Below are 19,387 nucleotides of genomic sequence, written 5' to 3' on the forward strand. Positions count from 1 at the left end.
AGCTAAAGGAGTTCTGACTTTTTTATTTTGTGCCCATTTTCTAAGATGCTTTAAGTGATAATTAATTTCACTTAAGACCAAACCAATTTCACACATATATGCTTCTGTTTTATCTTTATGAAGATCGTTATATAGTGCCTGTACAATTAATTCTTGATTCTTCATGATCCAATGACGGATAGTTTGAATTGTTGATATTCTTTTTTGAAGATCTTTTGTTTCTAATGTCATGAAATAATGTCTTTGCGTTTCGACAAGTGTTTTTATATCCATATTAATCCTCCTTATTTATATCCTTTCTATAAGTATAACGATAAATACAAAATAAAGCACCATAAAATTAAGATAATATGATAGTTTTTGATAATGTTATATGATAAAATGAAAAAATATAGGTGATGTTATGAAGAAATATGTTTATAATGAGTATGACGTTAACCCGGTTTATCATACATATAAACAAAGAAAGAAAAGAAAACTTAAAAAGAAAGTAAAGATTATTTGTATTTTGTTTATATTAATGATAATTGTAGGATATTTATTAAGTCCATATTCAAAGATTAAAACAATTCAAGTAAGAGGAAATGAGAATATATCAAAAGAAGAGATTATAGAATATATATCAGTTGATTTATCTTCGTATTATTTTTTAGTTGATAAAAAGAATATTCAAAATGAAGTTAAAGAATGTCCAGTTATAAAACAAGTATCTGTTCAGATGGATTGGGTAGGTCATTTAATTATTGAAGTTGAGGAAGCAAGTCCAATTGCTTATGCTCAGATAAATGATATTTATTATGAAATAAATGATATTGGTAATATTGTTGAGATTGATAATATAGAAGGAATGAAAAGTTTACCTTTTGTTAGTCATTTTAAAGATAAAGATATATTAAAGAAATTTGCTGAAGGCTTTTGTCAAGTGCCAAGTCTTATGCAAAATGAGATCAGTGATATTATTCTAGAACCTCAAAAAGCTGATCCTCATAAATTAAAGTGTTTAATGAAGGATAATAAAAAAGTTTATGTAAGAATTGAAGATTTAGCTACAAAATTAAATGATGAACAATTTAATTATGAAGCATATAAATCAGCATCTAAAGATAATTGTATATTTAGTATAGAAGGACGAAATGTTTATATGAGTCCATGTGAATAAAGGTGGTGTGTGACATGAAAAAGATAGCAATTCTCACATCTGGTGGTGATGCACCAGGTATGAACGCAGCAATTCGTGCAATTACAAGAGTTGCAAGTAAAAAGAATATAGAAGTTTATGGAATTATGGATGGGTATTCAGGACTTGTTAAGGGACATATAAAAAGATTAGAAAATAGTGATGTTTCAGAAGTATTGAGTCGTGGAGGAACAATATTGGGATCATCACGATTACCTGAATTTATAGAAGATGAAGTACAACAAAAAGCAGTTAAAGAACTTCAGTCTAGAGAAATAGAAGGCTTGGTTGTCATAGGAGGAGATGGCTCATATCGTGGTGCACTAGAATTAAGTCATAAAGGTATTTGTTGTGTTGGTATTCCTGGAACGATTGATAATGATATTAATGGAACAGATGAGACAATAGGATTTCATACTGCACTTTATAATATTGTAGATGCAGTCAATAAATTAAGAGATACATCTAGTTCTCATCATCGATGTTTTGTAATAGAGGTTATGGGAAATAATAGAGATAGTTTAGCATTATATTCAGGTATTGCTTGTGGGAGTGAGTTTATTATTACTAAAAACACAGGGTATGATGAAGATTATATTGTGAAGATGATGAATTATTATGAAAAAGAACAAGGGAAAAAACATGCTATTATTATAGCAAGTGAAAAGATGATAGATGTTGAGAAGTTAGCAGAGAGAATTTCATTAGAAACACATTTTTCTGGTCGATCTATTGTCTTAGGACATATTCAAAGAGGTGGAAGTCCTGTTCCCCAAGATCGTATTTTGGCATCACAAATGGGACAATATGCGGTTGAATTATTAATGGATCATCAAAGTGGTTATTGTGTATGTAAAAAAGATAATCATATTGTTGCAAGAAAGATAGATGAAGCATTAAATGATGTGAATAAAATACAAGGAAAAATGTATCAGTTGTTTGATGAATTGGTTTAATAAATATGAATGAGGTTAAACTTGAAAAGACAGAATAATTATGTTAATATAAATCTGTCAATAAGTTGTAGCCAATAAAATGACATTAGAAAACCAGGTGTATTGGGCACCTGGTTTTCATTTTTAAAGATGGCACTTCTTTTTAAGCCTTTCGATGATAATACTTGAAAGTAAATCAGCTATGACTGCAGTTAGAATAGCCATAATAAGTGTAGCCAAATCAAACCACCTCCTTTCATATCATAGCTGATAAAAGTATTGTAACACGGAAAGAAGAGGTGTAGGTCTCAAGTTGCTGACGAATATGACTCATCATTTTCTTATAAATTTCTCAATTAAAATAGTTAAGATCAACAAATAACATAACATCTTTGAAAAGAATGAAAGAATATTCTGATAATAAGATAAGAAAATAATGAAAATCTCGAAAAAAGAAAGAGATATTATTGACTTTAAAAGTGATATTTGTTAAGGTTAAAAGGTAATAAAAGCAAAGAACAGAAGAGATTAAAAGGGCGTTGTAGAGAACTGATGGTTGGTGAAAATCAGGACATAACTTTTATGAAGATGGTCTGGGAGCTGTTATCTCGAATAGTGAGAGATAAACGTTAACTGCGTTAAAGTTTTGAGAGACACTTTGGTGTAAAAAAGGTGGTACCGCGTATTTATACGTCCTTTTATAAGGACGTTTTTTATTTTGAAAGGAGAATGAAAATGAAAGATCCAAAAGATTATTATTTAACAACAGCAATTACTTATACTTCAGGAAAACCTCATATAGGAAATACATATGAAATTATTTTAGCTGATGCTATTGCAAGAAGTAAAAGACAAGAGGGATATAATGTTTATTTTCAAACAGGAACAGATGAACATGGACAAAAGATTGAAATAAAAGCAAATGAAGCAGGAATTCCTCCAAAACAATTTGTTGATGAAAAAGCTGCAGTCGTTAAAGAAATATGGAATTTAATGGATACAACTTATGATCGTTTCATGAGAACAACTGATGAATATCATATGAAACAGGTCCAAAAGATCTTTAAGAAATTATATGATCAAGGAGATATTTATTTAGGTCACTATGAAGGTAAATACTGTACGGCTTGTGAGTCATTCTTTACAGAATCCCAATTAGTAGATGGAAAATGCCCTGATTGTGGGGGAGAAGTTCATGATGCAAAAGAAGAAGCTTATTTCTTTAAATTATCTAAATATGCTGATAGATTAATCAAACACATAGAAGATCATCCAGAATTTATTCAACCAGTATCAAGAAAGAATGAAATGATGAATAATTTCTTAAAACCAGGATTACAGGATTTATGTGTATCTCGTACAACATTTACATGGTCTATTCCTGTAGACTTTGATCCAAAACATGTTGTTTATGTATGGATTGATGCCTTAACGAACTATATTACAGGACTAGGCTATGATGTAGATGGAAATCATGGAGATTTGTATAAGAAATACTGGCCAGCAGATTTACATTTAATTGGTAAAGATATTGTGAGATTCCATACAATCTATTGGCCTATCATGTTAATGGCATTAGATATTCCTTTGCCTAAACAAGTTTTTGGACATCCTTGGTTATTACAAGGTGAAAGTAAGATGTCTAAATCTAAAGGTAATGTTATTTATGCTGATGATTTAGTGAAAATATTTGGTGTAGATGCTGTAAGATATTATGTTTTACATGAAATTCCTTATGATAATGATGGAAGTATTACATGGGATTTATTAGTAGAACGTATTAATTCTGATTTAGCAAACATACTTGGAAACTTAGTGAATAGAACGATTGCTATGACAAATAAATACTTTGATGGTATTGTGACAAATCCAGGTGTTCATGAACCTGTTGATGAAGAATTAAAAGAGATTGCATTAGCAATGCCTCAAAAAGTACAGACATTAATGGATGATTTTAAAGCTTCTAAAGCAATGGATGAAATCTTTGTCTTACTTAGAAGAACAAATAAGTATATTGATGATACAATGCCTTGGGCACTTGCTAAGGAAGAAGATAAGAAAGATCGTCTAGCAACTGTTCTTTATAATTTAATTGAGGCAATTCGTTTCGCAGCAATAGCTTTAGAACCATATATGCCTTCTACATCAACAAAAATCTTAGATCAAATCAATACAGATCAAAGAGAAATGAAAGATTTAACAACATTTGGTTTATATAAAGTAGGAACAAAAGTAACAGATAAACCACAACAATTGTTTGCAAGATTAGATCCAAAAGAAGTAGAGAAACAAGTAGAAGCTTTACAACCTAAAAAAGAAGAACCAAAAATTGATGAAAATCAAATCACAATAGATGATTTTGCTAAAGTAGAGTTAGTTGTTGGAACAGTCGAAAAATGTGAAAAACATCCAGATGCTGATAAATTATTAGTTTCACAAATTAATATTGGTAAAGAAACAAGACAAATAGTATCTGGTATTGCTGATTTCTATACACCAGAAGAAATGATTGGTAAAAAAGTTATTGTTGTGGCAAACTTAAAACCTGCAAAACTTCGTGGTGTAGAATCACAAGGTATGATATTAGCAGGATCTAAGAAGAAAGTCTTAGAGCTCGCAACAGTAGAAACATTGCCTAATGGTACAAAGATTAGATAAAAACGGCTATTTAAAAGGCTTGATCCCATTATTATGGAGATAAGCCTTTTTAGATGCTTTATTAAATTGAGTTAATAATTGAGTGTAAGGTTTATTCAGACTATATTTTTTTTAAGAGGTTGAAAATTATTTCTATTTTTAATCTTTTTCTTTTTTATATTCTTCGTTTTCTATCTTTCCCAATGAACAATATGATAATAATAAAAGAAATAAGAACCTTTGTTCGTTTATTTTGTTTTTTAATTTATAGTTATGGGTTCATGAATTTGGTATGATATATAGCGTGTGAGATAAATTCTTCAATAGTTTCATAACTATAGTTGGTTGTTCTATTAAAGTCCAATACTGAAAAAAATATAAGATAAAAGGTCAAGCAGAAGAGGTTAGGCACTAATTGTTTTAAGTGTTGTGTCTGGATTCCACTCCTCTTTAAATTCTATTCTTGCCTATTCAACAATGTTAGATTTTAATAAAGTATCAATAGAAACTGGTATCTCCATATTTATTATCCTTTCATTTTACTCACGATTTAATGATAAAGTCGTTATTTGAATAATAATTGAGAAAAGTACTTATCATTATAAGTCAAGATTTTGTCATCAATGAACGACAAATCTTTGACATTTCAACAAGATGTCATGAATTCATGACATTTTTTGACTTTTTCATAGACTAAATATTTTATATGATATAAACAAGGAGGAAAGAGTAATGAGTTTAGTGAATAAAGAAGATGTTGTTTTAGAATTAGAAGGAACAACACAAAAAGAAATACTTCATCAGTTAGCTTTAAAAGCTTATGAATTGAATCGTGTTGATAATGCTGAAACATTTTATGAACAGTTATGTTTAAGAGAGAAAGAAGCAACGACAGGATTTGGAAATGGTATTGCGATTCCACATGCAAGACATAAGTGTGTTAAACAGGCAGGAATTATTATTGCAAGATGCCAAAATAAAATTGAATGGAATTCAATGGATGGGAATCCAGTTCAAACTTGTATTTGTTTGATTGCGCCAGATGATAAGAACGATTTTCATTTAGCTATGTTATCAAAACTAGCAAGAAAATTAATTTATGAAGATTTTGTTGAAATGTTAAAACATGGAGATGTAGAAACATTAGTACAAGAAGTGAATCATGTTATAGAAAATTAGGAGGGGAAAAAATGAGTAAGAAACTAAAAATTGTTGCAGTGACAAATTGTCCTGCGGGGATTGCCCATACTTATATGGTTGCTGAAGCTTTTGAAAAGAAGGCAAGAGAACTTGGGCATGAGATACATGTTGAAACACAAGGAGCAAGTGGTGTTGAAAACGCATTAAGTGAACAACAAATATCAGAAGCTGATTATGTTATTTTAGCAGTAGGAAGGGGTATTACTGATTCAGATAAAGCAAGATTTAGTGGTAAAAAGATTGTAAATATTAAGATCAGCGATGCTTTAAAAGAAGTAAATGTTGTTTTTGATGAATTAGAACAAAGAAGTGAATTGTTTGTAACAGATCAGAAAAATATTAAATTAGGTAGTCAAAAATCACAGAGTGGAAGTTTAATGTCTCATATAATGGCTGGTATTTCAGCAGCATTACCATTTGTTATTGGGGGTGGGGTTTTAGTCGCAGTAGCCAATATTTTAATGAGATTTGGTTTGCCTTATAATGGATTTGAAGATGGGTTAGTTCCTACTTTTACATGGATTATTGAATCAATTGGTTATTTAGGATTTAAGTTTATGATACCTATTATGGGGGCATATATTGCCAATAGTATTGGTGATAAACCAGCTTTAGGGCCGGCATTTATTATAACTTATTTTGCTAATGATAATGCTATGCTTGGAACTGAATCTGGTGCTGGGTTCTTAGGAGCTATTTTCTTTGGTATTACAATTGGATATTTTGTAAAATGGATTAAATCATTCCATTATTCAAAATCTGTTAAATCTTTAATGAATTTAACAATTATTCCTGCATTAACTATCTTTATTTTTGGATTAATTGCTTATTATATTGTAGGACCATTCTTAGGAACATTAATGTCTACAATTTTAAATTTCTTAAATAATGTACCTGCACAATATCAAATTCCACTTGCGTTTATTATTGGTGCAATGTTAGCATTTGATATGGGTGGTCCAATTAATAAAATAGCATGGACATTCTGTTTTGCATTAGTTGCAGAAAAAGTATATACTTGGTATGCAATCGTTGGTGTTGTGGCACAAGTTCCACCAGTTGCTGCAGGTATCTTAGCATATATCAAACCAAAATTATTCCCAGAAGAATTGCATGATACAGCTGCTTCTGCTATTGTTGTAGGAGCAACAGTTGCAACAGAACCGGCAATTCCATTTGCACTGTCAGATCCAATTCCAATGATCACAGCGAATACATTAGCAGGAGGAATTACTGGAGTTGTAACAATTTTACTTGGAATTGAACGTTTGGCTCCTGGGATTGGTGTATTTGATCCATTATTGGGATTAATGACACCAGGTTGGGCTTTCTATGTTGCTTATGCATTTGGAGTTATCTTAAATATTGTATTAATTCTCTTCTTTAAAAAAATATTTAAAAAGAAGGAAACATAAAAATATGAATTAGAGTACCGTAAGGCACTCTAATTCGTTCATATAAAAGGAGGTATTGGCAATGAATTTTGATGAAATTAATGATAGAAAAGGGACATATTGTACACAATGGGATTATATAGAAGATCGTTTTGGAAAAAGTGGACTTTTGCCTTTTTCAATATCAGATACAGATTTTAAAATACCAGAACCCATTACAAAACAATTAGAAAAAATATTAGAACATCAAATCTTTGGTTATACAAGGTGGAATCATGATGATTTTAAAGGATCAATACAAGGTTTCTTTCAAAGAAGATTCGATTGTCATATAGAAAAAGATTGGGTTGTTTATAGTCCTAGTGTTATTTATAGTGTATCCGTTTTATTAAGATTGTTAAGTCAAGATAATGATACTGTCTTATGTTTTAATCCAATGTATGATGCTTTTTTCAATGTTGTAGAAAAGAATAAAAGAAACCTTATATCATGTCATCTTAATAATGAAACATTTCAAATAGACTTTCATGATTTTGAAAATAAAATCAAAGATTGTCAAGTTCTTTTATTATGTTCACCACATAATCCCACAGGAAGAGTATGGACTTCAGAAGAACTTCAACATATCATAAAAATATGTCAAAAATATCAAGTTAAAATTATATCAGATGAAATACATATGGATGTTATACTCACAAATAGAAAACATCAACCTATACTTAAATATCTATCACAATATAATCAACTTTATCTTGTATCATCATCAAGTAAAACTATGAATACACCAGGATTAGGAGGCTCATATGCCATTATTCCTAATCAAGAAATAAAAAAACAATTCCTTATTCAAACAAAAGAAAAAGATTTTGTTAATTCTGCTAATATTATGGGAATGCATGCATGTATGGTAGGATATACACAATGTGATAATTATATTGATCAGTTAGTAGATTATATAAAAGGAAATATGAGATATGTAGAAACATATCTCAAGGAAAATATCCCAGACTTTACTTTCCATATACCAGAATCAACATATCTTGCATGGATAGATGTTAGAAAAGCTCCTTTTTCAATGGATGAAATACAAAAGGCATTTATTGAAATAGGAGAGGTTGCCATTATGGATGGTAAAGTCTATGGAGATAATGGAATAGGTTTCTTACGTATGAATTGTGGATGTCCTAGAAGTAAACTAGAAGAAGGATTAAAACGTATGAAGAAAGCAATGGATGCGCTTTATCAGAGGAAACAGCGATGAATGAAAGACAGCAATTTATTTTAGAACTGTTAATTCATGCAACATCACCCATACCTATAGATAGTATTGTATCACAAGTTCAAAAGTCAAAAAGAACAGTACTAAGAGATTTATCAACAATAAAAATGTATTTAGAATCTGAAAATATTGGAGAACTCATTAATAATAACAATGGTTATAAAATCAATATAACAGAAGTAGAAAAATATAAAGATTTAATTAATCAATATATCAATGATGAAGAAGTTATTCTCTATGAACTCATTCAAAGAGATTACCTAACAATAGATGATCTCTCACAATGTTTATATGTTTCAAAAATGACTGCATCAGAAAAAATGAATATAGTCAAAACGAACTATTCACAATATCTCAATATAGAAGTGAGTCGCAAGGGGCATTATCTTAATGAAAAAATTATAAAAAAGTGTATGTTATTATGTAATTTAATAGAAAATAACATTAAGTACTATCTTAATCTTTTTCATATCCCTTATGAAAACTATGTAAGCTTAGAAGAACTTATATCAAATAATAATGAACTTAAAGAAGATTTTCCCAATTGCAGTACACATCAAATTGCCATACTTTTTATTGCAGCCACAATCTATCAGGGAAGTTATGAAAAACAAGAGATTCAAGAAACAGAATTTCTAGAATACTATCAAAAAGCAAGTATCAATGCAAATGAAAAAGCAGATACTATTTTACAAACAGTATCATTACATTGTATTAATATAAATCTATCATTATCTAAACATGATATCTATAGAATACTTGGATTAATGAAAAGTGAAATGATGATAGATTTAGATGAAGAAGATGAATTAGTTTACCAGTTATATGATCATCTTAAAAGAGTTTTATGTTTTCCACATTACTTAAAGATGAAAGAAATATATAATATATCAGATTTTAAAGCACTCTATCCATTCTCCTTTGATTTAAGTTTCAAATTTATACAATATTTAAAACAGTTATATCATTATGAAATACCAAATACTGACTTTATTGGTCTATATTTTGCTGTATGTTTAGAAAAAATAAAAGAAAAGAAACATAAAATTATTATTTATTCATCTAAAAATGCAATAGCATATTTAAATAAACAATTATTAATGGATTATCTAAATAATATAGAAATAATTATTACAAAAACATTAGATGTAGAATTAATGCAAGGAGCATCATTAGTCATAGATAGTATAGGAAATTTAAAATTAGATCAAGTAGAAGTCATTTATATGGATCATATTCTTAATGAAGAAGAAATGATTCATATAGAAACTATTTTAGATAATGTGAGTATACATAAAAATAAATATTCCATATTTCCAAAAAGTCTAAGTTATGAATATCATGTTAAAGAAGATGATACTTGGGAAGAAATATTAAATGATATTTGTCTTAAATTACAAGAAACAAATACAATTAATAATGAAGAAAAAACAGCAATATTAAATAGAGAAAACCATGGAAACGCATTAATTATCAATAATTATATTATCCCACATTGTATTAGTAAAAAAGAAAACTTTGTTATATGTGTATATATTCATTTAGATAAAGACATTATAGTGGATGAAAGGCATATCCAGCATGTTCTTGTGACTGTATTAAATCCACTTGTACAAAAAAATGTGAATCTCTTTAAATTTCTATATAACTATTTAAATGAAAATAAAGAATTACTTCAATCTATATCAACATATGATGATTTTATTAAGCAAATATAGTCGACTTTGTATAAAAAGTTGACTTTTTATGTTTTTTTGCAAATAAAAAAAGAAAAATGGAAAATTTCTGCGTATATATATAGTAGGAGGGTAAATTTAAGATTAATAATTGTTTTCTTAAAGCAATTATTGTATAATATCCTTGTAAACATACCTCATCATATTTATCAGTATTGCCCAAATATAACACTTAAGGGAGGTATGATTATGAATCAATTAATAGATACTAAGCCAGCTGCTACTTTTGCTGATTATCTTAAGGATAAAAGCAGATTTGCTGACCTAATCAATTATTTTCTTTTTGATGGGAAACCAGTTTTAGATGAAAGTCATTTCTATGACTATGATAGTGATAGTTCTACAGTTTTTAATACTAAAAATGAAATTCTATCTGTTGGTAAGAGTCGTGATATTATCATGGCTGTAGACATTAATAACTATACTGTTCTTATTGGTATAGAGCATCAGCAGGCTATTGATTATACAATGCCCTATCGGATAATGATGTATGATCTGATTGGGTATAATCAGCAGTATAATCGGTTGGATAAAAACAAAAAGAAGTCTTTTCAGCCAACACCTATTATAACTTTTGTGTTATACAGTGGTGAAAGAAAATGGAATAGGCCAAGAACATTTGCAGAACAGGTAGAAGTGCCAGAATGGTTAATTGAAAAATTTAATGACTGGATCATTCATGTCTTTGATATTAAGGATATTGATGTTTCAAAACTTCATCATCCTGATAATATAAAACTGGTAGAAGCAATCCAGAAAATTTATCAGTGGAATGGTGATATAAGATGTTTAAAAGATATGGTTATGTCAAAAGAAGTAGCCATTTTGGTTGCAACAATTGTTAATCAAAAAGAATTACTAGGAATTATAGAAAACGAAGATAAGGAGGAAATTGATATGTGTACATCAATAACACAAGCATTAATGCAAAGAGAGTTAAAAGGTAAAACGACAATGCTTACAACAATACTTAAGGCAAGATTTGGTACATTACCATGCAAGACAGAAGAACGTCTAAAGGAATGTACAGATGAACAATTAGACTTACTTGCAGTACATATGTTTGACATTCATTCAAAAGAAGATATTATAAAGTTAATTTAAAAAAGAAGAAATAAGTTCCTATAAATTCAGGATATTATTTCTTCTTTTATTTTAATTAATCTTTATGAGTAAGTTCATCATAAAAACAATACTTCCCTTTTCCGAGTTGCTTAGATTTATATAAAGCAGCATCAGCATGCTTTATTAATTCATCTAAATCAATATGATCACCATGATTAATTGCAATACCAATACATGCAGATAATACTTTTTGTTGAATAGTAGGAACAACAGCATCATTAAATGACTGGATGCAAGACTGAACAAGTTTTTCAATTACATCTTTTCTTATTTCTTCTAATATAATAACTAAGAATTCATCACCACCAATACGAGCAATAAAATCATTATTAAACAAACTATTTAATATATGCGAAACTTCTAATAAGGCCATGTCTCCAATCTGATGACCATAAGTATCATTAATTTGTTTAAACTTATCTAAATCAACATAAAGAATTGTTAATTTCTGATAATCTTGTTGGTTATTAATAAACTCATATAAGTAACGACGATTATACAGTCCTGTCATAAAATCAGTATGAGAATTCCAGATAATCTGTTTTTCTAGATTTGTTTCTACAGTGACATCTCTAAAAATACAAAGTTGACCAACAGGAGTCTTAAAAATATCATAAATAGTCTCAACATGATATTCTAAGATTCTATTCTCATCATTTAACATATTAATACATTCAAAATAATCTCCACAATCTACAATATTATCTAAAGATTTAATCATCCATTGATCATATAGCTGACCAACTAATTCAACTTCATTTATATGAAAATATTCTTCAAATTTCTTATTAACATTAATAATCTCATTCTTTTCATTCTTAACTAATATCGCAAAAGGCATACTTCTTAAAACAATCTCTAATTCAGTACTCATATTCTCTAAATCGGTTATATCATGACCAATACCAACAGTACCAATCACGTCACCATCATCATTAAAGATAGGAGATTTATATGTATGAAACTGGCGTAATCCCTTTCTACTTTTAACCTTTTCATCAAAACGACAAGTTCTTCTTAACTTTCTAACCAATTCCTCAGTTTCACTACAAACAAACTCACCTTTTTCAAATTCTTCTCTAGGAACATCCCAAATATAACAATGGTCTTTTCCAGTCACATCTTCTCTTGTTTTTCCAACAGTATGACAAAAAGCTTTATTAACTTTTAAATGAATACCCTCATTATCTTTAAACCATACCATATCAGACATACTATCAATCAATGTATCAAGATATTGTTCATGTAATAACTTATCTTTTCTTATTTTTATTTCATGAAATATCTGTTGTAATCTAAATTCTAAAAAGTTTATACTCCATGGTAAAAGCCATATATCATCAATGATATCATAAATATCTGGCGTTAATTTCTCCCATTGTTCATAAGTAACACATAGAATAAAAATTAATCCCTTCTTTTTATGTAATAAAACATCAGATAAACATAAATCATCTAGTTTAGCAATTAAAATATCGCTAGAAGCAATAATATCTGTATTTAAACAATCATATTCATGAAATGAATATGAAAACTGTTCTTCTGGAGTTATACAAGAAAGAACATGATGTAAATCATGTTGTTGAAAATAACAAATTTTAAGATGAGCATGATACATAAGGATTCCTCTTTTCACATATATTGTTGAAAACGGTTACACTTCTTTTAAATATTATACTATAGAAGATTAATTATATCTATGAAAAGATACTGATTTTCAAACTTTGATAATTTTAATCATTTTTTGTTTTATATTGGCGTTTGTTATAACATATGATAAAATAAAATAAGAAAGTGGTGATATTGGTGAAAAAAGAACAACTGAGAAACTTTATTGAAGTTGTAGACTGTGGAAGTATTAACAAAGCAGCTGAAAAACTATATATATCTCAGCCTAATTTAAGTCGCTCAATTCATGCATTAGAAGAAGAGATGGGAAAAGAACTTCTCAAAAGAACAAATAGAGGTGTTACATTAACTCCTACTGGACAATTACTTTACTATTATGCACGCTCCATATTAAACCAATTCCAAGTTCTAGAACGCTTAAAGAATCTATCAGAAGAAGTATTACATAGAAAACTTTCAGTATCAGTAGATTCAATATTCTTAAAAGATGATTTCATATTAGAGTTTTATAAATATATGGATAGTGCTGAAACAGAAATACATATCATTGAAACAACAGCTGAAGAAGTATTAGATAATGTAAGTAATATAAAATCAGAACTAGGTATTACAATACTTAACGATTACCAATTAAATATATTTAAAAAAATGGCAGATGCTAAAGAAGTTTCAATCCATATTTTAGGACAAGGACCCCTCTATGTTCATGTCAATGAAAAACATCCCCTTGCATTAAAAGAAATTATTGACGCAGAAGAGTTATGTATATATCCATATATCCATTTACCAAACGATTTCTTTTCAAATCTTAACCAATCACTTACAATCAATAAAACACCACTATCATCATTTCAAAAAAATATAGTCATGAGTAACTATCATGCTATGATCAATATGATAAACCATACAGATTCATTCATGTTAGGAAACAAATGGCAAGTAGAAGAATTAAAATATTCTCACATCAAAAGCATCCCTCTCAAAAATTGTAATATACACAAAAACTTTGTTATAATAAAACGTAAAAGAGAGATCCTATCAGATGCAGGAAATACATTCTTAAACATTATAAAAAATACCTACGAACAAATGTAACTATATCAAAAAATACATATCCAGATATGATAAACTAAGTATTATACAAACTTCTATTCTAGGAATATAATATAAGTGTATAAAAAAGACGGTTATATACTTATTCATAACTAATAATAGAGGAGGAAATAATATTATGAAAAAGAGCACATTATTATCATTAGCTACAGCTGGTGCTATCGTAGCAACTTCAGCTTTCACATTTGCAGCATGGGATACATTGAATTCAACAGAACAAGTTGCAACAGTGACAATTAGAAATCCAGTTACTGTTAAAGTTACTGAAGATACAGCAACTCAGTTATCTACTACTAATGCTCTTAATGAATTGCCAGAATATATTGGGACTGCAAAGGTCAAATTAAGTAATGCAACAGGTTCTGGATATCATTTAGAAGCTGCAGCAAAAGTTTATAATGGAGAGGTGGATGTTACTACAAAATTAGATACAAAAGCTACTGTTAAAACTGCTACATTGGATGATGGTGACAAAGAAATTGAGGTTTCTGTGAAACCGAAAGATGATCAAGATTCAAAAGATTTGGCAAATAAACAATTAACCGTAAAAGTTGAAGCTAAATTAGTAAAAGATTCTGCGGAATAGAATGAATTAAATTTTAGTGAAAAACCGTCAAAAGACGGTTTTTTTAATCAGTAAGGAAGGAGGACGATATCATGAAATATGTTAAACAGGTAATATCAATGTTTCATAAGATATTAATGATTGAATTGGTGTTTTGTTTTGCATTGATTGTGTACTTTCCAGATAAAGTAACACAATTAACAGGATATCGTCTTTATACTGTAATGACTGATAGTATGGAACCAACTATACCAACATTCTCATTAGTATTGACAAGAATAATACCAATAGAAGAAGAGATTAAACCTAATACTATTGTGACATTTAAGGCAAATCGTTTTGGAGACAATATATTGTTGACACATTATTTTAGAGAAACACAAGTAGGAAATGATGGGAATACTTATTATAGGACACAAGCTGAAGGTAAAGATTTCTTTGATAATTATGAAACAAAGAGAAGTGATATTATAGGGACATATGTTTGTCATATACCTTTTGTTGGGAAGTTTTTCTTGTTTTTAAAGAGTGAGTTTGGGTTTATATGGTATGGTGAGTTGGCTATTGTTTTCTTGATTAATAAAGTGATTAAGACTAGATGGGATGAAAAAGAAGAGAAAGAATTAGTAAAGGACATGGCTTGATGCCATGTCCTATTTTCTAAATAGTGAACGATATGATCTGAGATTTCTTATTAATTTATATAATGAAATAATATAGATCATGATAAGTGCACTTATAATAAAGATATTAACAAGTGTATATTCTATGCTAATATGAAGTGGTAAGAGATAATCTTGTAGGAATGTTGAGTTAACAACAAATATTGTTAAAGAAATTAATGTGAAGAGATTGATAAGGGTACTATATTTTAAGTATTTCTTTGTATATATTTTCTTTGTCATATCTATGACATAATCAAAGAAAATAATCATAATGAATGGTTGGAAGAAATACGTCATAAGATGAATCATTTGATATGATTCATGTTGAATTTGGATAATGATATCTCTTGAGAAGAATATAGCATAACATATGAAGAAGAGACTAAATATCATCATAAGCATTGTTTCAGCAATATGGCTTGGATAATGTGATTGATGAGGTAATTCGTAGAGCTTTTCTAATGACCAATCAAGGTTTATTTCCTGACATACGCTTTTCTTTCTATCAAGAACTATAAGGGATATAACTGATATAACAGCAATCCCTCCCATAACATGAAATGGATGAGAGAGTAGCCATGTGGATATTGTAGACATATTTAATGTAGAGACAACATGATGTGTTGATTGAAAAGGTAGACAATTGAATTGTTCTAGATAGTAGAGTGTTGAAAAGAAAAGATATATACCAGATACAAAGAAAACAATTCTTTCTATAAATGCAACAATTTTAGGATTAAATATATGCTGTATAAAAGGTCTATATCCATAACTTAGAGCAACACTTCTGGGATGTCCATAACTAACTAATAAGTCTTCTAAATCATCATATTGGTGAGCTGATGCTTGTATTTGAGATTTTAAATCACTGTAAACACGATGTTTTTTAAGTCCTAAAAAATAAGAACATACAGCACCTAAGTATCTCTCTAATAAATCATTCATAGTCTTATCACCTCATCTTATTGTCTATATCATAACATATATATGTGAACTCTTTTTGATTATGTCATAAAAATATAGAAAAATTATCAAAAAGTTATATAATATTTCTATGGAAGGTGATATATATGAAAGTTAATAAACAAGCTGTAAATAATATATTAGAAGAGATAAAGCCAGCAAGATTAATTGCTGCAACAAAATATGTAGATGAAAAAGAAATAGAAGAATTAGAGAATTGTGGTTGTTTATATTATGGTGAAAATAGAGTACAGGCTTTTTTGGATAAGTATGATAAATATCATGGAAGTGGTCATTGGCATTTTATTGGAACTTTACAAAAGAATAAAGTAAAGTATATTATTGATAAGGTTGAATTAATTCATTCGGTGAATAGTTATGGATTGATTGATGAGTTAGAGAAACAAGCATCTAAAAGAGGGATAAAGGTTCATGTGTTGATTCAGGTGAATATTGCTAGGGAAGAGAGTAAACATGGATTTGAAGAAGATGAAATGAGTCAGGTTATGGAGTATGTCAGAAAGTGTCCTTCTTTAATTGTTGATGGGTTAATGATGATGGCTCCTCATATTGAACCAGAAGATACTCGTATTTATTTTAAGAAAACTAAAGATTTGTTAGAACAATTAAAAGAAAAGTATCCTGAATATCCTTTAAATGAATTGTCGATGGGAATGTCTCAAGATTATAAGATTGCTTTGGAAGAAGGAGCAACATTAGTAAGAATAGGGAGAGCATTATTTGAGGAGGAATAAGAGTGAAAGAGATTATATATAAACTGAGAAGTTATAGTGAAGCTGTAGAAGTATTGGATCAGCTTCAGGCAGGATATCGCGTTATTTTAGATATTGAAAATGTTGAAAGAACAGAAGCACAGAGAGTTATTGATTTCTTATGTGGTGGAATTTATATTATTAATGGGCAGATTCAGCAAATTAATAGTTTTACATATTTATGTTTACCAAAAAGTGAAATAAATATAAATGAAGAGGAACAAATTTAACATAGAATGGAAGTTCTATGTTTTTCTTTTAATTATAAAAACATATACTTTATGAAAATATAATAGTAAAATAAATATAGGTGATGGGGATGAAGAAAGATATACATAGGATGTGTAAAATTTTTATTGTTTTATTGATGATAATAGTATTTATTGTACCTGTTAATGCAGAAGAGAATATCATTAAGGTAGGATATTATCCTTTAGAGAATTACCATTCTCTAAAGGATGGCAGTGTAAGAGGGTATGAGGTTGATTATTTAAATAAGTTAGTAGAGATTACAGGGTGGAAAATTGAGTATGTTGAAGTAAAGAGTTGGAATGATGGTATAGATAAATTAAGGAATAATGAGATTGATATAATTTCTCCTGCTCAGATTACTGATGATAGATTGTCTGAATTTGATTTTAGTGCATTACCTTTAGGGAGAGTCAGTGGTGCTGTTATAACAAAGAAGGATTCTCTTATTATGTTTGAAGATTTTGAAATGTTTTCTCAGATGGTTTTTGGTGTTGAGAAGAGTGTGACTTATAAAGATTTATTTCATTCATATGCTTTGCAGAATCATTTTGATGATCATATTAAACTTTATGATAATCATGATGAATTGGTAAAGGCTTTAAATAATAATGAAGTTGATGGGATTATTGCTAATGTTATGAGATTTGATGATAATAGTATGAAATTAATTGGTCGTTTTAGTATGAGCAGTTATTATTTTATGTTAAATAATCAAAATAAAAAGTTATTAAGACAACTTAATGATGCCATGATTCAATTACAAAATCGTTATCCTCAATTATTAGAAGATTTATTAGAAACATATTATCCAGCTTTTAAAGTGGATCCTATTAGTAAAAAGGAAAAAGAATATATAAAACAAATAGATTCATTAAAGATAGGGTGTGTACCTTATCCTGATCCTTTATTATATAAGGAAGATAATGAAATGAAAGGAATTACAATAGATATATTAAATAATGTATCTAAGTATATTGGTATTCCATTTGAATATATTGAATTACCTAGAGGAGATATTTCATATGATTATCTTATTAATGAAAATATAGATTTAATCTCAAGTGTAGAATATAATAGTACAAATGCACAATTATCTCATATTAAATTAACAAATCCTTATATTGAAGCAGAAAAATTATTTGTAAGTAAGAATGGGAAAAGATTTGATCCAGATTCTGAAATGAGTGTAGGAATATGTACTGGGTCTGAGACAGTTGAAAAGGTTATACAAAATAAATATCCTCATTTTCATATAAAGCATTATAATGATGTAGAGTCTTGTTTAGATGAATTGCTTGATGATCATGTAGATTTAGTTTTACAAAATGAATATTCTTTAAAAAGAATATTAAATAAACCTAAATATGAAGAATTATTTATTATTGCTAAGGCTGGAATTGGAGATGCTCATAGTTTATCACCTGTTATAAAGAATGAAGAGAGTTATTTGAATGATCCTTTGTTGATTTCTATTTTAAATAAAGGAATTGAGTCTATACATAAGAATGAATTAGAAATGATTATTATAGATAAGACTATTGATAGAACTTATCAATATACTTTTTCAGATATTATATATGTTTATAGACATATCTTTATTGTTATTATGGTTTTATTAGTTATTATTGTTGGGACTATGATTTATAATCTTAAAGTTAGAAAAAAGAATATTTTGCTTTTGCAAAATAAAGAAAAGTCTTTACTCAATGAAAGAGATAGATTAGAAGAAATGGCTCATAAAGATTTATTAACAGGGGTTTTAAATAAAATAACATTTACTGATAGATGTGAAGATTATTTTAAAAATTATCCTGATAAATATTGTGGATTAGTATTTATTGATTTAGATGATTTTAAATTGATTAATGATACTTATGGTCATTTGGATGGTGATTGGTTATTAATTCATATTTCTTTAAAAATAGAAAAAGTTTTTGGAAAGGA

At 28.5% G+C, this 19,387-nt stretch carries 16 protein-coding genes, 1 pseudogene and 1 other annotated feature; of the genes and pseudogenes, 14 read left to right on the plus strand and 3 right to left on the minus strand.

Going from position 1 to position 19,387, the window contains the following annotated elements:
* Positions 1-273 (minus strand): annotated as a pseudogene (locus tag BN350_RS21255) (aldehyde dehydrogenase family protein); the annotation flags it as partial.
* 130 nt (positions 274-403) lie between these two features.
* Between BN350_RS21255 and BN350_RS05355 the strand changes: the two are divergent.
* The 8 genes from BN350_RS05355 to BN350_RS05395 all read left to right on the plus strand — a co-directional run bounded on the left by BN350_RS05355 (position 404) and on the right by BN350_RS05395 (position 11,462).
* Positions 404-1,159: a cell division protein FtsQ/DivIB gene (locus tag BN350_RS05355; RefSeq protein WP_028042669.1), complete on the plus strand. Its 756-nt coding sequence runs from the start codon at positions 404-406 to the stop codon at positions 1,157-1,159.
* 14 nt (positions 1,160-1,173) lie between these two features.
* Positions 1,174-2,133 (plus strand): 6-phosphofructokinase, encoded by a 960-nt coding sequence (gene pfkA, locus BN350_RS05360; protein ID WP_028042670.1) that lies wholly within the window; start codon positions 1,174-1,176, stop codon positions 2,131-2,133.
* A gap of 484 nt (positions 2,134-2,617) precedes the next feature.
* Positions 2,618-2,813: a binding site (T-box leader), on the plus strand.
* Positions 2,797-4,770: a methionine--tRNA ligase gene (gene metG, locus BN350_RS05370; RefSeq protein WP_261797121.1), complete on the plus strand. Its 1,974-nt coding sequence runs from the start codon at positions 2,797-2,799 to the stop codon at positions 4,768-4,770. It overlaps the preceding feature by 17 nt.
* A gap of 711 nt (positions 4,771-5,481) precedes the next feature.
* Positions 5,482-5,928: a PTS fructose transporter subunit IIA gene (locus BN350_RS05375; RefSeq protein WP_028042672.1), complete on the plus strand. Its 447-nt coding sequence runs from the start codon at positions 5,482-5,484 to the stop codon at positions 5,926-5,928.
* Between the two features lie 11 nt (positions 5,929-5,939).
* A complete protein-coding gene (locus BN350_RS05380; RefSeq protein WP_028042673.1) occupies positions 5,940-7,364 on the plus strand; it encodes a fructose-specific PTS transporter subunit EIIC in 1,425 nt (474 codons plus the stop codon).
* A gap of 61 nt (positions 7,365-7,425) precedes the next feature.
* Positions 7,426-8,604, plus strand: coding sequence for a MalY/PatB family protein (locus BN350_RS05385; protein ID WP_044600132.1), 1,179 nt, complete (start codon positions 7,426-7,428; stop codon positions 8,602-8,604).
* Positions 8,601-10,340 carry a PTS sugar transporter subunit IIA gene (locus BN350_RS05390; RefSeq protein WP_028042675.1) on the plus strand — a complete coding sequence of 580 codons (1,740 nt, stop codon included), beginning with the start codon at positions 8,601-8,603 and terminating at the stop codon, positions 10,338-10,340. The genes BN350_RS05385 and BN350_RS05390 overlap by 4 nt, the downstream gene beginning before the upstream one ends.
* Positions 10,341-10,547: 207 nt before the next feature.
* Entirely contained in the window at positions 10,548-11,462 is a 915-nt protein-coding gene (locus tag BN350_RS05395; RefSeq protein ID WP_049945514.1) for an Rpn family recombination-promoting nuclease/putative transposase, read from the plus strand.
* A 55-nt stretch (positions 11,463-11,517) separates the two neighbouring features.
* Here the strand turns inward: BN350_RS05395 and BN350_RS05400 are convergent, their stop codons facing one another.
* Positions 11,518-13,101, minus strand: a complete 1,584-nt coding sequence (locus BN350_RS05400; protein ID WP_028042677.1) for a sensor domain-containing diguanylate cyclase — start codon at positions 13,099-13,101, stop codon at positions 11,518-11,520.
* 188 nt (positions 13,102-13,289) lie between these two features.
* On the opposite strand from BN350_RS05400, the gene BN350_RS05405 reads away from it, so the two are divergent.
* The 3 genes from BN350_RS05405 to BN350_RS05415 all read left to right on the plus strand — a co-directional run bounded on the left by BN350_RS05405 (position 13,290) and on the right by BN350_RS05415 (position 15,434).
* Positions 13,290-14,207 (plus strand): LysR family transcriptional regulator, encoded by a 918-nt coding sequence (locus BN350_RS05405; RefSeq protein WP_028042678.1) that lies wholly within the window; start codon positions 13,290-13,292, stop codon positions 14,205-14,207.
* Positions 14,208-14,343: 136 nt separating this feature from the next.
* Complete coding sequence (locus BN350_RS19895) at positions 14,344-14,811, plus strand: hypothetical protein (protein ID WP_049945515.1); 468 nt, start codon at positions 14,344-14,346, stop codon at positions 14,809-14,811.
* A 71-nt stretch (positions 14,812-14,882) separates the two neighbouring features.
* The gene (locus BN350_RS05415) at positions 14,883-15,434 is read left to right on the plus strand and encodes a S24/S26 family peptidase (RefSeq protein ID WP_028042679.1); all 552 of its coding nucleotides are present in this window, start codon (positions 14,883-14,885) and stop codon (positions 15,432-15,434) included.
* 9 nt (positions 15,435-15,443) lie between these two features.
* Here BN350_RS05415 and BN350_RS05420 read toward each other — a convergent pair whose 3' ends face one another.
* Entirely contained in the window at positions 15,444-16,400 is a 957-nt protein-coding gene (locus BN350_RS05420) for a hypothetical protein (protein ID WP_028042680.1), read from the minus strand.
* A 125-nt stretch (positions 16,401-16,525) separates the two neighbouring features.
* Here BN350_RS05420 and BN350_RS05425 point away from each other — a divergent pair, with 125 nt between their 5' ends.
* The 3 genes from BN350_RS05425 to BN350_RS18550 all read left to right on the plus strand — a co-directional run.
* Entirely contained in the window at positions 16,526-17,173 is a 648-nt protein-coding gene (locus BN350_RS05425; RefSeq protein WP_028042681.1) for a YggS family pyridoxal phosphate-dependent enzyme, read from the plus strand.
* Between the two features lie 2 nt (positions 17,174-17,175).
* Complete coding sequence (locus tag BN350_RS18545; protein WP_049945516.1) at positions 17,176-17,421, plus strand: cell division protein SepF; 246 nt, start codon at positions 17,176-17,178, stop codon at positions 17,419-17,421.
* Between the two features lie 89 nt (positions 17,422-17,510).
* A partial coding sequence (locus tag BN350_RS18550) for a transporter substrate-binding domain-containing diguanylate cyclase (protein ID WP_044600135.1) occupies positions 17,511-19,387 on the plus strand: 1,877 nt, incomplete at its 3' end.

This window comes from Candidatus Stoquefichus massiliensis AP9, from assembly GCF_000455285.1.
Classification (GTDB): Bacteria; Bacillota_I; Bacilli_A; order Erysipelotrichales; family Coprobacillaceae; genus Stoquefichus; species Stoquefichus massiliensis.

Bases quoted from the DNA above. Each gene is read 5' to 3' on its own strand.
- BN350_RS05380 (WP_028042673.1), top strand. From the start codon at position 5,940: ATGAGTAAGAAACTAAAAATTGTTGCAGTGACAAATTGTCCTGCGGGG.
- BN350_RS05425 (WP_028042681.1), top strand. From the start codon at position 16,526: ATGAAAGTTAATAAACAAGCTGTAAATAATATATTAGAAGAGATAAAG.
- BN350_RS05415 (WP_028042679.1), top strand. From the start codon at position 14,883: ATGAAATATGTTAAACAGGTAATATCAATGTTTCATAAGATATTAATG.
- BN350_RS05395 (WP_049945514.1), top strand. From the start codon at position 10,548: ATGAATCAATTAATAGATACTAAGCCAGCTGCTACTTTTGCTGATTAT.
- BN350_RS05400 (WP_028042677.1), bottom strand. From the start codon at position 13,101: ATGTATCATGCTCATCTTAAAATTTGTTATTTTCAACAACATGATTTA.
- BN350_RS19895 (WP_049945515.1), top strand. From the start codon at position 14,344: ATGAAAAAGAGCACATTATTATCATTAGCTACAGCTGGTGCTATCGTA.
- BN350_RS05355 (WP_028042669.1), top strand. From the start codon at position 404: ATGAAGAAATATGTTTATAATGAGTATGACGTTAACCCGGTTTATCAT.
- pfkA (WP_028042670.1), top strand. From the start codon at position 1,174: ATGAAAAAGATAGCAATTCTCACATCTGGTGGTGATGCACCAGGTATG.
- BN350_RS05420 (WP_028042680.1), bottom strand. From the start codon at position 16,400: ATGAATGATTTATTAGAGAGATACTTAGGTGCTGTATGTTCTTATTTT.
- BN350_RS05385 (WP_044600132.1), top strand. From the start codon at position 7,426: ATGAATTTTGATGAAATTAATGATAGAAAAGGGACATATTGTACACAA.
- BN350_RS05375 (WP_028042672.1), top strand. From the start codon at position 5,482: ATGAGTTTAGTGAATAAAGAAGATGTTGTTTTAGAATTAGAAGGAACA.
- BN350_RS05390 (WP_028042675.1), top strand. From the start codon at position 8,601: ATGAATGAAAGACAGCAATTTATTTTAGAACTGTTAATTCATGCAACA.